Below are 14,346 nucleotides of genomic sequence, written 5' to 3'. Positions count from 1 at the left end.
CCGCCGGAGGGCGCCGCCGGTCGGTGGCGGCCCGGGTGCTGCTGCGCGGGGTGGGCTTCTACTCGCGGGCGATCAGCCCGGCCCTCCCGCCCCGGTGCCGCTTCTCCCCGACCTGCAGCGCCTACGCGGCCGAGGCGGTCGAGGTGCACGGAGCCGGTCGCGGTTCGTGGCTGGCGCTGGTGCGGCTGCTCAAGTGCGCGCCGTGGCACCCCGGTGGCCTGGACCTGGTGCCGCCGGCCTCTGGAACCGGGCAGCCCGCCCGCTCGTCCATTTCAACGGTGTCCGCCTCCCGGTCGCCGTCCGATGTCCCGGGCCCCGGCCCGGCCACCCCGCCGGTTGCCGGCCAGGCGTTCGAGGAGTCCTCCGTTGCTTGACTGGCTGTACACCGCCATCTCGTTCGTCATGGCCCTGTGGCACTCGCTCTGGGACACGGTCTTCGGTGACCCGCCGACCGAGAGCGGCCTCGCGGGCCTGACCTGGGCACTCGCGATCGTCTTCCTGGTCGTCACCATCCGGCTGATCCTGTTCCCGCTGTTCGTCAAGCAGATCAAGTCCCAGCGGGCCATGCAGGAGCTGCAGCCGGAGCTGGCCAAGCTGCGCAAGCAGTACGGCAGCGACCGCCAGGGCATGGCCGTGGCCCAGCAGGCGATGTTCAAGGAGCGCGGGGTCAACCCGCTCGCCGGCTGCCTGCCGATCCTGCCGCAGATCCCGGTCTTCCTGTCGCTCTTCCACGTCCTGCGCCGCCTCGCGCCGGGCAAGGAGGGTCTGTACTCGTGGACCGACCAGCTGACCGACGAGGCCGCCAAGGCCAAGGTCTTCGGTGCGCCGATCTCCGCTTCGTTCAACATGAGTGGGGCCAAGGAGCAGTCGATCCTCGAGATCGCCAGCTACGGCACCATCCGCATCGTCGCCTTCGTGCTGATCCTGGTCATGTGCGCCACGACCTACTTCACGCAGCGGCAGATCATGGCGCGGTCGGGCCCGGTCGAGGGCCAGGCCGCGATGGTGCAGAAGCTGATGCTCTACGGCGTGCCGCTGAGCCTCTTCGTCTCGGGCTTCATCTTCCCGATCGGCGTGCTCATCTACTGGATGACCAACAACCTGTGGACCCTGGGCCAGCAGTTCTTCATCCTGCGCAAGATGCCGCCGCCCGGATCGCCCGCCGCCAAGGCGAAGGCCGCTGAGGACAAGCCCGCCGTGGATCCCCGCACCCTGGCCCCCAAGCCCGGCGTCAAGCCCGTGCGCACCAAGGGCGGCCGCGCCAGCGTCGCTCCGACCAGCACGACGTCCGCGGAGACGGCGCTGGACGCCGACGGCAGCGGCTCCGTGACCGGCGACGCCAACGGCGCCCCGCAGGCCGGCGGCTCGACCGCGGCCCCGCGCGCCGGAGGCGGCTCGCGACCCGGCTCGGGCCAGGGCCCGGCCAACCGGGGCAAGCGGAAGCGTCGCTGACCGACCGTCCGCTCCCCTGCCGGCTCCGCCGGCCCATCGACCACCGGGCACGCCCGGCACCCGCACCGATCTGGGAGGAACACCCGTGAGTGCTCCGCAGCAGCCTGCGACAGACAGCCAGCCCGCCCTGCCCGACGCCGATGCCGGGAGCGACGACGCCCTCGTCGAGGCCGTCGACGTCGATCCGGACGAGGCCCGTGGGACCGATGGGGCCCAGGGGGCCGGTGACGACCTCCTCGTGCGCGAGGGCGACGTCGCCGGCGACTACCTCGAGCGCCTCTTGGACATCCTCGACGTCGACGGGGACATCGACCTCGACGTCGAGGGCGACCGGGCCTCGGTCGCCATCGTCGGTGGCCGACTCGACGACCTGATCGGCGCCGAGGGTGCGACCCTGGAGGCGCTGCAGGAGCTCACCCGGCTCGCCGTGGCGCAGTCCACCGGTGTCCGCAGCCGGCTCATGCTCGACGTGGGTGGCTACCGGGCCAAGCGGAAGGCCGACCTCACCGCCCAGGCCGGGGAGACGGCCCGCCGGGTGGCCTCCAGCGGCCAGCCGGAGCGGATGAGCCCGATGAACCCGTTCGAGCGCAAGGTCGTCCACGACGTCATCGCCTCGGTCGCCGGCGTGCACAGCGAGTCGGAGGGCGAGGAGCCCAACCGCCGCGTCGTGGTCCTGCCGGACAAGTGAGCGACGGGACTGCCGCCGAGGGCCGCACTCCCGGTCCGGCAGCGCCGCCGGAGCCGCCTCCTGTCGCGGAGGCGGTGTTCGGCGACGCCCTTCCCCTCGCCCTGCGCTACGTCGGACGGCTGGCCACCGACGGGGTCACCCGTGGGCTGATCGGCCCGCGCGAGGTGCCGCGGCTCTGGGAGCGGCACGTGCTCAACAGCGCCGCCGTGGCCGAGGCCGTTCCGCACGGTGCCCGCGTCGTCGACGTGGGCAGCGGAGCGGGCCTTCCGGGGATCCCTCTGGGCCTGTGCCGCCCCGACGTGACGCTCACCCTCGTGGAGCCCATGGCTCGTCGGGTGGAGTTCCTGGAGGAGGCCGTTGCCGACCTCGGGGAGGCGGCGGCGTCGTGGCGGGTGGTTCGCGGCCGCGCCGAGGACCGGTCCGTGGTCTCCGCCGTGGGTGCGGTCGACGTCGTCACCGCCAGGGCCGTCGCGCCGCTGCCCCGGCTGGTTGCCTGGTGCCGCGGTCTGCTGCGCCCGGGAGCACAGCTGGTGGCGCTCGTCGGCTCCCGCGCGCTGGAGGAGCTGCCGCATCTGCTCCCCGAACTGCACGCCGCCGGAATGCGGGACGTCGAACCACGGGCCGTCGGTGCATCGCTGGGAGACGCTGCCACTACCGTGGTGGTCATGACGCGTGGAGATCGGTGACATCAGGTTGTTCGGCCCTCTGCAGGGGCCCGCTGCAAGCGTGCGAGCAGTCGGGGGGCAGAGGGTCCTTAGTCTGTTCCACGTGGAACAGGAACAGATGCCCACCCCGTTCCACGTGAAACGCCGACAGAGGAAGGATCCGCGATGACCGACCCGGGCGAGCGGCTGCGCAGCAGTCTCGCCGACCAGTCGTCCGCCTCCTCGTACGGGATGGGCGACTTCGACAGCCCGATCGCCATGGAGGCGCTGCGCGCGACCCGCGTGCTGCACGCCGCCCAGCAGGAGCCCTTTCCGGCGCCGGGGCGGATCAGGGTCATCACCATCGCCAACCAGAAGGGCGGGGTCGGCAAGACCACCTCCACGGTCAACCTCGGAGTCGCGCTGGCCCTGTACGGCCTGCGCACGCTCGTGATCGACCTCGACCCCCAGGGCAACGCCAGCACCGCCCTCGGTGTCGAGCACACGGTCGGCACCCCCTCGATCTACGACGCCCTGGTCGGCGACAGCACCCTGTCGGAGGTGGTCCACCCGACGACGGCGAGCCCGAACCTGTTCTGCGTGCCCGCCACGATCGACCTGGCCGGCGCGGAGATCGAGCTGGTCTCGGTCGTCGCTCGCGAGCACCGCCTCCGCCGGGCCATCGAGGCCTACGTCGCGGCCCTCCCCCAGGAGCGCCGCCCGCACTACGTGCTCATCGACTGCCCGCCCTCACTCGGCCTGCTCACCTTGAACGCGCTGGTGGCCGGGGACGAGGTGCTCATCCCGATCCAGTGCGAGTACTACGCGCTCGAGGGACTGGGCCAGTTGCTCAACAACATCGATCTGGTCCGGCAGCACCTGAACCCGGGCATCGCGGTGCGCACCATCCTGCTGACCATGTACGACGGCCGGACCAAGCTGGCCGACCAGGTGGCCGACGAGGTGCGGAACCACTTCGGCGACGTCGTCCTGGAGGCGGTCATCCCCCGCAACGTCCGGGTCTCCGAGGCGCCGGGGTACGGGCAGTCGGTCCTCACCTACGACCCGGGCTCCCGGGGCTCCACCAGCTACGTCGAAGCGGCCCGGGAGCTGGCCCTGCGCGGCGTCGAGTTGGCGCCGCTGGATGCCGCCACCGGCGGCCCGGGCGCCACCCCCGTCGGCGCACTGGCGTTCGGCGACACCGCGGAGCCGTTCCGCACCCAGAGTTCCCAGTGAGCACCACTCCCGACGAGGAGCAGTCATGACGAAGCGAGGCGGCCTCGGACGCGGGCTGGCGGCGCTCATCCCGACCGGCCCCGCGCCGACGCCGACGCCGGCACCGGCGGCTCCCCCGCCACCCGGGGCCGGACCGGATGCGCCGTCCACTGCCCCCCAGGAGTCCTCGACGGCAGCTCCCACCCGGGAGGCGGCGCCCGCGCCGGCGGCCTCGCCGGTCAGCCTGGTGCCTCCGCCCGCGTCCGAGCCGGAGAGCGCCGCGATCGGTGTGCCCGGTGCCCAGCTGCGCGAGGTCTCGGTCGACGACGTCGTCCCCAACCCGAAGCAGCCGCGCCAGGTCTTCGACGACGAGGCGCTGGAGGAGCTGACGCACAGCGTCCGCGAGTTCGGTCTGCTGCAACCCATCGTGGTGCGTGAGGCCGCCGAGGGCCGCTACGAGCTCATCATGGGCGAGCGCCGGCTCCGGGCTTCGCGGGCGGCCGGACTGGAGACAGTGCCGGCCATCGTCCGGGACACCACCGATGACGCCATGCTGCGCGACGCCCTGCTGGAGAACATCCACCGCGTCCAGCTGAACCCTCTCGAGGAGGCGGCCGCCTACCAGCAGCTGCTGGAGGAGTTCGGCGCCACACACGAGGAGCTGGCCAGCCGGATCGGGCGCAGCCGCTCGCAGGTCACCAACACCATCCGGCTGATGAAGCTGCCGGTGAAGGTGCAGACGCGTGTCGCCGCCGGCGTCATCTCCGCCGGCCACGCCCGTGCCCTGCTCGGCCTGCACGACCCCTCGGCACAGGACGCGCTGGCCACCCGGATCGTCGCCGAGGGCCTGTCCGTGCGGGCGACCGAGGAGGCCGTGGCGGTGGCTGCGGCGGAGGAGCCGGCCGCGAAGCGGCGCACCCGGCGGATCTCGGCCCCCGGGGTCGAGGAGCTCGGCTCGCGGCTCTCCGACATGTTCGAGACCAAGGTCAAGATCCAGATCGGACGGTCGAAGGGCAAGATCGTCGTCGAGTTCGGCTCGGTCGATGACCTCCAGCGCATCATCGGCGTCATGGCGCCGGACATCACCGGACGCCGCGCGGAAGGTTGACCAGCACTCTCATCGACAAAGGGACCTTTACGTCACTGACGTAAAGGTCCCTTTGTCCGTGGGACGTGTGGGGCTAGCGAGGAGTCTCCGCGCGGCGGGCGAGCAGCCGGGCGAGGACGTCACCGAGCTCGTGCCCGGCCGCCTCGACGGCCATCGGGAACATCGACGTCTCGGTGAGCCCTGGCGAGACGTTCACCTCGAGGAAGTGCACCTCGCCGTCCGGCGTGACGATCGCGTCGGTGCGCGAGAGGTCGGCCAGGCCCAGGACCTCGTGCACCCGCACGGCGAGTGCCGCGGCGCGCTCGGCGACGGCGTCGTCGACCCGGGCCGGGGAGTGGTACTCGGTGAGACCAGGGGTGTACCGGGACGTGTAGTCGAAGACGCCGGACTCCGGCTCGATCTCCACCGCCGGCAGGGCCTGCGGCCCGTCGCCCAGGTCCACGACGGCCAGCGCCAGCTCGACGCCCTCGACGAAGCGCTCCACCATCACGGTGTCGCCATAGGCGAAGCAGCTCACCATCGCCGCCGGCAGGTCCTCCACCCGGCTGACCTTCTGGACGCCGAGCGCGGATCCACCGGACGCCGGCTTGACCATCAGCGGCAGCCCGAGCCGGGCCACCATGAGGTCGAGGACCGCGGCCGCGCCGAGCTCGCGGAAGGTGCTGTGCGGCAGCGCCACCCAGTCCGGTGTGAGCACCCCGGCCGAGCGGACGACCGACTTGGCGGCCGGCTTGTCCCACGCCAGCCGGCAGGCCGACGCCGGCGAGCCGACATAGGGGACGCCGGCAAGGTCGAGGACGGCACGCAGGGCGCCGTCCTCCCCGGTGGCGCCGTGCAGCGCGATGAAGACGGCGTCGGCGGGCGCGGCGGTGAGCCCGGGCAGCAGCTCCGCGTCGGCGTCCCGGAGCTCCGCGTCGAGGCCGGCACGGGTGAGCTCCTCGACCACCTGGGTGCCGGAGGAGAGGCTGACCTCCCGCTCGAAGGTCAGCCCGCCGGCCAGCACGACGGCGCGCAGCGGGTGCGACCCGGATGCCGCCGCGGCGTCTGCTGCGGGCGCGGTCTCGCTCATCGGGGGTCCTCGTAGGTGTCGCTGTTCGCCGGTCCCACCATCGATTCGGCGTCGTGGCCCGACCCCGGTGGGATGGCCCGGAACGTACCGGTGTCGACCTTGTCGAAGGTGGAGTGCAGGTCCAGCTCGGCCTCGATCACACGGGCCAGCCGGCGTACTCCCTCGCGGATCTGGTCCGGCTCCGGATAGCAGTAGGACAACCGCATGAACTCGCGGCCGTTGCCGTCGGCGAAGAAGCCGATGCCCGGGACGTAGGCGACGTGGGCGTTCACCGCGCGTGGCTGCATGAGCTTGGCGTCCAGGCCGTGCGGCAGCTTCAGCCAGACGTAGAAGCCGCCCTTGGGCTGGGTCCAGGCGGTGCCGGCCGGCATCAGCGCGGCCAACGACTCCAGCGTCGCGTCTCGCCGCTCCCGGTACAGCTCGGAGAAGATCTTGATCTGCTCGCGCCAGGGCTGGGTGTCGAGGTACCGGGCGACGGCGTACTGGGTGAGCGACGGCGGGCAGAGCACCTGCGCCTCGGTGGCGAGGACCAACTTCTCGCGCACTGCCAGCGGCGCGAGCACCCAGCCGACGCGGAGACCGGGGGAGAACGTCTTGGAGAACGAGCCGAGGTAGATCACCCGTTGGTTGTTGCGGGCCCGCAGCGCGCGCAGCGGCTCCTGCTCGAACCCGAGCAGTCCGTACGGGTTGTCCTCGATGACCAGCAGGTCGTGCTTCTCGGCGATGGCCATGACCGCCTCGCGGCGCTCCTCGGAGAGCGTCACGCCGGCCGGGTTGTGGAAGTTGGGCACGGTGTAGAGGAACTTGACGCGCTCACCGGCGGCCCGGCAGTCGGCCAGCGCCTCCTCGAGCGCCTCGGGGATCAGGCCGTCGTCGTCCATGGCGACGTGACGGACCTGGGCCTGCGCGGCCTGGAAGACGCCCAGGGCGCCGACGTAGGAGGGCCCCTCGGCCAGGATCGTGTCGCCGGGGTCGCAGAAGACGCGGGTGACCAGGTCCAGGCCCTGCTGGGAGCCGACGGTGACGACGACCTCGCTGGGCGAGGCGTCGGTGATGCCCTCCAGCGCCATGACGTCGCAGATCCGCTCGCGCAGGCGCGGGTCGCCCTGACCGGAGCCGTACTGCAGGGTCTGGGCGCCCATCCCGGACACCAGCTCGCCGATCATCGAGCCGACGGCGTCCAGCGGCAGGGCGGTGACGGCGGGCATGCCCCCGGCCAGCGACACCACCTCGGGCCGGCTGACGACGGAGAAGAGGGCGCGGATCTCCGAGGAGCGCATCCCGTGCGTGCGTGCTGCGTACCGGTCGGCCAGGGGATCGAGCCGCGGGTGACGCGGGACGACGTGGGGCTGCGCACCGGTGCTCAGGTGCGTGCCCGGCTGACCGGGACCGGCGGGAGAGCCGGGCGGGATGGTGGCCACCGTCAGAGTGTAGGCCGAGGGGTTTCGGCAGCAGGCGGGCCGCGAAGCCGGGAACGGGCCGTCGCGCCGAGTGGGGGCCGGAGGCCTCCGCGCAGGCGCGACTCAACGGCTCAGCGCGACAGGGGAACGGGCATTGGCCGCGGTGTCGTCCGGAGGACGACGATGTGCACCGCGGTGCGATCCGGAGGATCGCAATACGCACAACCCTCGTCAGACGCGCGTGGGCAGCTGGAAGGTGCCGGTGGGCGGGTCCGCCTCGGCCGGGAGGTAGAGGCGCTGCACGGCGGCCAGGACCGCGTGCGCGATGGCGCTGCGCACCCGGGCGTCGAGCAGCAGCAGCCGGTCCACCGGATGGGAGAGGTATCCGCAGTCCAGCCGGACGGCCGGCATCCGGGTCATGCGGAGCAGGTCCCACGTCTTGGGGTGCGAGCCGAGGTCCAAGAGCCCGGTGCGCGCCACCACCTCGCGGCGGACGAGGTCGGCGAACTCCTCCCCCACCGTGGAGGAGGCACCCGATCCGGTCCCGTAGTAGTAACTGGCGACCCCGCGGGCGTGCTCGGAGTCGTGCGCGTCCATGTGCAGCGAGATGAACAGGTCGGCGCGGGCGTCGTTGGCGAAGGCGGTGCGTTCCGCGAGCGCGGGGTTCTGCGACCGGCCCCGGGTGAGGTACACGGTCGCGCCGGCCGCGGCCAGCCGGCCCTCGATCCGCGAGGCGAGGTCGAAGACCAGGTCGGCCTCGGTGGTCTCCCCGGCCGCGAAGCCGGTCTCTGGGCCGCCGTGGCCCGGGTCGACGACGATCCGCCGGCCGATCAGGTGCGGCCCGCTCTCCACGAAGGAGGCGCTCTGCCGCAGCAACTGGGGACGGCCGCCGGTGACCTTGCGCCCGAGCTGACGGAGAGCGCGCAGCGTGGCCGGGCCGCAGGTGCCGTCGGAGGTCAGCCCGTAGTCGCGTTGGAACGCCCGCAGGCCGGCCTCGGTCTCCGGGCCCAGGATGCCGTCGGCCCGGCCGGCGTCGTAGCCGAGCTCGAGCAGCCGCTCCTGCAGGTTGGTGACGTCGTCGCCGCGCATGGGGCGCTCTGGGTCGAACCGCAGCAGCCGGTCGCCGAGGGACCAGCGCGCCTCGCTCAGCGCCCGGTAGGTCTCCTCGCCGACGCGTCCGTCCACGGAGAGCCCGCGGACCTGCTGGAAGTGGCGGACGGCGAGCTCGGTGGCGTCGTCGTACGCGGCCGCCTCCAGTGCCTGCTCCGCGCCGTCCACACCGGTCGGTGGCAGGAGGCCCAGGCTGCGCAAGGCAGCGTGCACGTCGGCCACGGCCGGCCCACGGTCTCCCCGCCGGAGGATCTGCATGCGGCTGTCGGTTCCCATCGTGTCACCGATTGTGGTCCCTCGATCCTGGAGCGGCCCACTGGGGGCTGCCCCTCTCCCCCGGGGACGACGAAGGCCCCACCCGTCCGGTGGACGGGTGGGGCCCCGGTACTACTGAGCGTGAGCGGCTCCCGGAGGAGTCGGGGGTCAGATGTAGTCGGCGAGGTCGCTGAGGATCGCACCCTTGGGCTTGGCGCCGATGATGCTCTTGACCGGCTTGCCGCCCTGGAAGACCGTCATGGTCGGGATCGACATGACCTGGTAGTCACGGGCGATCTGCGGGTTCTCGTCGATGTTGAGCTTGGCGATCGTCAGCTTCTCGCCGTGCTCGGAGGCGATCTCCTCCAGCACGGGGGCGACCATCTTGCACGGGCCGCACCACTCCGCCCAGAAGTCGACGAGCACGGGCTTGTCGCTGCCCAGCACGTCGGTGGCGAAGCTGGCGTCGGTGACCGTCACGGTGTTGCCTGCCATGGTCGTTCTCCCTCTGATTCGACTGGCTCGTTGTGCCCACCGCTGTGAACCGGCGGCGGGGTCGTTCTATGCCCGGAGGTCAGCGCTCGTCGAAGGTGTCGGCGAGCCAGCGCTCGGCGTCGATCGCCGCAGCGGCACCGGTGCCGGCCGAGGTGATGGCCTGGCGGTAGATGTGGTCGACGACGTCGCCGCAGGCGAAGACGCCGTCGATGCTGGTCCGCGTGGTGGGGTGCTCCACCTTGATGTACCCCTCGTCGTCCAGCTTGAGCTGGCCGGCGAAGAGCTCGCTGCGGGGGTCGTGGCCGATGGCGACGAAGAGGCCGGTCACCGGCACGGTCTCGGTGGTGCCGCTGGTGGTGTCGGTCAGCTGGACCGCGGAGACGGTGCTCTCGCCCAGGACGTCGGTGACCTGCTTGCCCAGCGCCCACCGGATCTTCTCGTTGTCCTGCGCGCGCTTGACCATGATCTTCGAGGCCCGGAGCTCGTCGCGGCGGTGCACCACGGTCACGCTCTTGGCGAACCGGGTGAGGAAGGTGGCCTCCTCCATCGCGGAGTCGCCGCCTCCGACGACCACGATGTCCTGGTCGCGGAAGAAGAAGCCGTCACAGGTCGCGCAGGCCGAGACGCCGCGGCCCAGCAGTCGCTGCTCGTTGTCCAGGCCGAGGAACCGGTACTTCGAGCCGGTGGCGACGATGACCGCGTGCGCAAGGTGCACCGTGTCGCCGACCTTGACGATCTTCGGGTTGGCGGTGAGGTCGACCTCGGTCACGTCGGAGGGCACCAGCTCCGCGCCGAACTTCTCGGCCTGCGTGCGCATGTCGTCCATGAGCTGCGGGCCCTGGATGCCCTCGGGGAAGCCCGGGAAGTTCTCGACCTCGGTGGTGGTCATGAGGGCCCCGCCGAACTGGGAGCCCTCGAACACCAGCGGGTGCAGGTTCGCCCGCGCCGCGTAGGTGGCCGCGGTGTAACCGGCCGGACCGGACCCGATGATGATCAGGTCGCGGATGCCGTCGTGCTCCGCCGGGGGGATGACCGGATCCACGATCTCCTCGGTCGTCACGGCGGGGCCCGGCGTCGGGTTGTTCTCGGTGCTCGCGCTCACGGGATCCACAACGACGATCGTAGGGGCGGCATTCCTCGCGAGGACGCCGTCCCCCGGTCGGGGTCGACCACCGGCCGCCGTACTGGGCTCAGCCGGCGGTGCGCACCTCGACCTCGCCGATCTGGGCGGAGAACCCGTCGGAGACGTCGACGAGGCCGGTGACCCAGACCAGCACGTACCGGGCGGTGACCTCGTCCCCGAAGGTCAGCTCGGTGCTCTCGCCGAGGGTGCCGTCGGCGGCGGGCTCGAAGTCCTCCAGTGCCTGGCCGGCGCCCTCGCCGGTGCGCACCTCGACGGTCGCGCCCGGGACCGGGGAGGAGATGGTGACGCCCGAGAGCGGCTGGCTGTCGCCGAGGTCGTACAGGATGCCGACACCGGGCTTGAGGTTGCCGAAGGCCGGTGAGCCGCGGTAGACGAGGGTGGACCAGGACGTCGCGGGGTCACCGTCGAAGGACAGCGGGACGTCGTCGTCGTTCTCCGGCTCGCCGTCGCCGAAGGGGTCGAACACCTCCGCCGAGGCGATGGTGGCCGTGGGACCGGCTGCCGGCTCGGGTTCCTGTGTGGGTCCCGACGGCGCGGCCGAGGACGGCAGGGAGCCCTGGGTGTCGTCGACCGAGCCGGTCACCGACAGCACGCTCGAGCCGAACCAGAAGGCCAGCGCGATGACGACGGCGAGCGCCAGCAGGGGCAGGCCCACGACGACCAGGCGGTGGCGTCGGGCGCCGTCCTCGTCGTCGGCCTCGTAATCCGCGTCCGCTCCGGCGTCCGGGGTGTCGGCGGGCAGCATGCCGAACGGCTCGTCATCGCGGTCGGGGATCGCCGATGCGTCGATCGTGTCGCCGCCGAGCGCCCCCGCGGGCAGGGGCCCGCTGGTGGTGACGGGCCGGACCGGCGGCAGGGGCGGGACGGGGGGCAGCGTGCCCGGCTCCAGGCGCACCGGTGCCTCGCCGTCCGGCTCGCTCCGGCGCGCGCGCCGACGCCATCCGTCGGCGTCCTCGGTGCGGCCGGCACCTGACTGCCCCGAGCCGGTGCGCGGCCGCTCGGCCAGCAGCGCGGCCATTGCGGCGACGCTGGACAGCCCCTGGCCGGGTTCGGCCGAGCGCGCCCGCCGGGCCAGGGCGACCAGGTCGGAGGGGCCGCTCGGCTTCTGCGCGCCTGCGCCGATCCCGGTGAGGCAGGCCTCGAGCAGCTCGCCGAGCGCCGTGACGTCGCCGTCGAACGTGCCGGCCGCCGCGGGCACCGCCCGCAGTCCGACCAGGCCGTTGGGCCGCAGCACGACGTTGTCCAGCGACAGCCCGCCCACGGCCAGCCCCGCACGGTGCGCCTCGGCGACGCCCTCGGCCAGCCGCCGCAGGACCAGCCGCACCTCGCGCTCGGGCAGGGGGCCGGAGCGGAGGCGGTCGGCCAGCGTCTCGCCGTCGATCCACTCGTTGACGACGTAGGCCGCGCCACCGGGGGAGGTGTCGTCGCCGGCCCGCCCCTCGGAGGCGTCGTAGACCATCGCCAGGGCGGGGGTCGCCAGGCCGCCGGCGGTCAGCGCGCGGGTGATCCAGGCGTGCGCCGCGGGACCCGCGGGAGTGTGCACGCGCACGGCGACGTCCCGGTTGAGGACCCGGTCCTTGGCCCGCCAGCACTGGATGACGCCGGTCGGGGTCGTCTCGTCGGGACCGATCCGGTCGATCGGGCGGTAGCGGTCGGGCAGGCCGGTGGTCGTGGACGCCATCGACACTGTCGACTCCCTGTGCTGCTCCGTCCGCCGGGGCGGCTGCCCCGGCATGGTCGGCTCCTGCGGTCGGGTCACGGCCGGCCCCGTCCCAGCCGGGCCCTGACCGCAGCCAGGGGCTCCCGGACCTCCGGAACACGGGCCACCACGAGACCTGCCACCGCAACGCCGCCGATGACCACGGTACCGATCAGCACCTGCAGGAGCGACCCTGTGGTGGAGCGTCCGCCCAGGTCGGAGGTCACGATCCGGACAAGGAGACCGGCCAGGCCCGCGGCGAGCGCCACCAGCGCCACGCGGAGCACCGGCAGGAACGTCTCGCGGGTGCGCAGGCCGCCCAGCCGGCGGCGCAGGGCGAGGTCCCCGATCACCCAGCCGGCGACGTAGGTGACGCTGGTGACCAGCATCAGGCCGGCCACCACGTGCTCGGGCTCGACGACGGCCGGGACCAGCAGGAGCAGGGGCACGCGGACGGCCACCATGCCGACCTGGATCAGCGTGGGCGTGCGGGCGTCCTTCATGGCGTAGAAGACCCGCAGCTGCAGCAGCGTGACGGCCATGGGCAGCAAGCCGACGGCGCCGACGGCCAGCGCCGTGCCGATCGCCTCCGCCTCCTCGAGGGAGGTGTTGCCGCGGGCGAAGGCCAGCACGGTCAGCGGCGGGCCCAGGACGATCAGCGCGGCGGTCACGGGCAGCAGCCCGAGGGCGGACAGCCGGGTGCCCAGCGACAGGTCGGAGACGACGCCGGGCACGTCGTGCCGGGAGGCGGCGCGGCTCATGCGCGGCACCAGCGCGGTCAGCAGCGCGACGCCGATGATCCCGTAGGGCATCTGGAACAGCAGGCTGGCGATCCCGAGGGCCGACGACCCCAGGCCACCCTGGCGGCCGGCGGCGTTGGCGATCCGGGTGGCCACCACGACCCCGATCTGGCTCACCACGACGTAGCCGATCACCCAGAGGCCGAGGGTCCCCGCCTCGCGCAGACCGGTGTCGCGGAGCCCCCAGCGCGGCCGCAGCGGCACCCCCGCCCGGCGCAGCAGCGGAACCAGGACCAGCGCCTGCACGGCGATGCCCAGGGTGGTCCCGATGCCCAGCAGCCACACGAGGCCGGGGGTGATCGTCGTGGGGGTGAGGTCGCCCGGACCGCTCGCGGCCATGAAGAGCACCGCCGTGGCGATGACGACGACGTTGTTCAGCACCGGCGCCCAGGCGGGGGGGCCGAACACCCCGCGCGCGTTGAGGATCGCCTGGGCGAGGGCGCCGACCCCGTAGAACACGATCTCGACCAGCAGGATGCGGGCCAGCCAGTTGGCCAGCCGGTACTGGCCCGGGTCCTCGTCCAGGCCGTACAGCGCGGTCAGGAGCGGGGCCGCCAGCACGGCCAGGGCCGTCATGGCGGTCAGCCCGGCCACCGCGAGGGTGGCGAAGCGCTGCGCGTAGGCCACGCCGCCGTCGCGGTCCCGTTCCTGGGCGTGCACCAGGAGGGGCACGATGACCGAGGTCAGGACGCCGCCGAGCAGCAACTCGTAGACGATGTTCGGCAGGGTGTTGACCGTGTTGTAGGCGTCGTTGACCAGCCCGACACCGAGCGCGGCCGCGAGCACCATCGTGCGCAGCAGGCCGGTGATGCGGGAGACGAGCGTCGCGACCGCCATGGTCCCGGCGGCGCGGAGGATGCCCCGGCTGGCGCCGGGTGCGCCCTCGCGCTCCTCGACGTCCTGGTCGGTGTCGGAGACCGCCCGCGGGACCGGCGGCAGCACGGTGATCGGGAAGACCTGGGTCTCGTCGGCGGCCGGGACCCAGCGGTGGCGCATCGGGGGGAGCGGCGGCAGCGGAGCGGCCGGACGCGGTGCGCGTGCGGGCACCTCCGGGCGCGGCGGACCCGGGTGCGCGGCCGCCGGTGGGGGCGGGAGCACCCGGGACGGCTCGTGCGCGGCCTCCAGGCGCCGGGCGTCGTCGCCGGACGGGTGTCCGTCGACCTGCGGGTGCGGCGCGATGGCGACGTCCTGCGGCGGGGTCGCCAGGTAGGGCGCCGGGGGCAGCGGAGCACCGGTGCGGCGGGCGGGGCCCGGCCGGGGTGCCGGG

At 73.1% G+C, this 14,346-nt stretch carries 13 protein-coding genes; 6 read left to right on the top strand and 7 right to left on the bottom strand.

Features of this window, described 5'->3' with window-relative positions:
- From yidD to C5508_RS16785, 6 genes are all read left to right on the top strand, one after another.
- A partial coding sequence (gene yidD / locus C5508_RS20755) for a membrane protein insertion efficiency factor YidD (protein WP_232797227.1) occupies nucleotides 1–374 on the top strand: 374 nt, incomplete at its 5' end.
- The gene (gene yidC / locus C5508_RS16805) at nucleotides 367–1,452 is read left to right on the top strand and encodes a membrane protein insertase YidC (protein ID WP_198598146.1); all 1,086 of its coding nucleotides are present in this window, start codon (nucleotides 367–369) and stop codon (nucleotides 1,450–1,452) included. The genes yidD and yidC, both read left to right, overlap by 8 nt.
- Before the next feature lie 85 nt (nucleotides 1,453–1,537).
- Entirely contained in the window at nucleotides 1,538–2,140 is a 603-nt protein-coding gene (locus C5508_RS16800) for a Jag family protein (protein ID WP_104526081.1), read from the top strand.
- Entirely contained in the window at nucleotides 2,137–2,826 is a 690-nt protein-coding gene (gene rsmG / locus C5508_RS16795; protein WP_104526080.1) for a 16S rRNA (guanine(527)-N(7))-methyltransferase RsmG, read from the top strand. Before C5508_RS16800 ends, rsmG begins: the two co-directional genes overlap by 4 nt.
- Nucleotides 2,827–2,970: 144 nt before the next feature.
- Entirely contained in the window at nucleotides 2,971–4,020 is a 1,050-nt protein-coding gene (locus C5508_RS16790; protein WP_104526079.1) for a ParA family protein, read from the top strand.
- Between the two features lie 25 nt (nucleotides 4,021–4,045).
- Nucleotides 4,046–5,107 carry a ParB/RepB/Spo0J family partition protein gene (locus C5508_RS16785; RefSeq protein ID WP_104526078.1) on the top strand — a complete coding sequence of 354 codons (1,062 nt, stop codon included), beginning with the start codon at nucleotides 4,046–4,048 and terminating at the stop codon, nucleotides 5,105–5,107.
- A 73-nt stretch (nucleotides 5,108–5,180) separates the two neighbouring features.
- On the opposite strand, the gene C5508_RS16780 is transcribed toward C5508_RS16785, so the two are convergent.
- The 7 genes from C5508_RS16780 to murJ all read right to left on the bottom strand — a co-directional run.
- Nucleotides 5,181–6,176, bottom strand: a complete 996-nt coding sequence (locus C5508_RS16780) for a D-alanine--D-alanine ligase family protein (RefSeq protein WP_104526077.1) — start codon at nucleotides 6,174–6,176, stop codon at nucleotides 5,181–5,183.
- A complete protein-coding gene (locus tag C5508_RS16775) occupies nucleotides 6,173–7,597 on the bottom strand; it encodes an aminotransferase-like domain-containing protein (protein WP_232797226.1) in 1,425 nt (474 codons plus the stop codon). Before C5508_RS16775 ends, C5508_RS16780 begins: the two co-directional genes overlap by 4 nt.
- Nucleotides 7,598–7,807: 210 nt before the next feature.
- A complete protein-coding gene (locus C5508_RS16770; RefSeq protein ID WP_232797225.1) occupies nucleotides 7,808–8,962 on the bottom strand; it encodes an N-acetylmuramoyl-L-alanine amidase in 1,155 nt (384 codons plus the stop codon).
- A 147-nt stretch (nucleotides 8,963–9,109) separates the two neighbouring features.
- Nucleotides 9,110–9,436 carry a thioredoxin gene (trxA, locus tag C5508_RS16765; RefSeq protein WP_104526076.1) on the bottom strand — a complete coding sequence of 109 codons (327 nt, stop codon included), beginning with the start codon at nucleotides 9,434–9,436 and terminating at the stop codon, nucleotides 9,110–9,112.
- Nucleotides 9,437–9,515: 79 nt separating this feature from the next.
- Nucleotides 9,516–10,547, bottom strand: coding sequence for a thioredoxin-disulfide reductase (gene trxB, locus C5508_RS16760; RefSeq protein WP_232797224.1), 1,032 nt, complete (start codon nucleotides 10,545–10,547; stop codon nucleotides 9,516–9,518).
- 79 nt (nucleotides 10,548–10,626) lie between these two features.
- On the bottom strand, nucleotides 10,627–12,261 hold the full coding sequence (locus C5508_RS16755; protein WP_104526075.1) for a protein kinase family protein: 1,635 nt from the start codon (nucleotides 12,259–12,261) through the stop codon (nucleotides 10,627–10,629).
- Between the two features lie 74 nt (nucleotides 12,262–12,335).
- Nucleotides 12,336–14,346, bottom strand: a 2,011-nt coding sequence (gene murJ, locus C5508_RS16750; RefSeq protein ID WP_408607764.1) for a murein biosynthesis integral membrane protein MurJ, incomplete at its 5' end; no start/stop codon positions are given.

The sequence above is a fragment of the Blastococcus atacamensis genome (assembly GCF_002938425.1).
Taxonomy (GTDB): Bacteria; Actinomycetota; Actinomycetes; order Mycobacteriales; family Geodermatophilaceae; genus Blastococcus; species Blastococcus atacamensis.
Note: the sequence above shows the minus strand (reverse complement) of the source record. Positions and strands in the feature narration are given on the sequence as shown.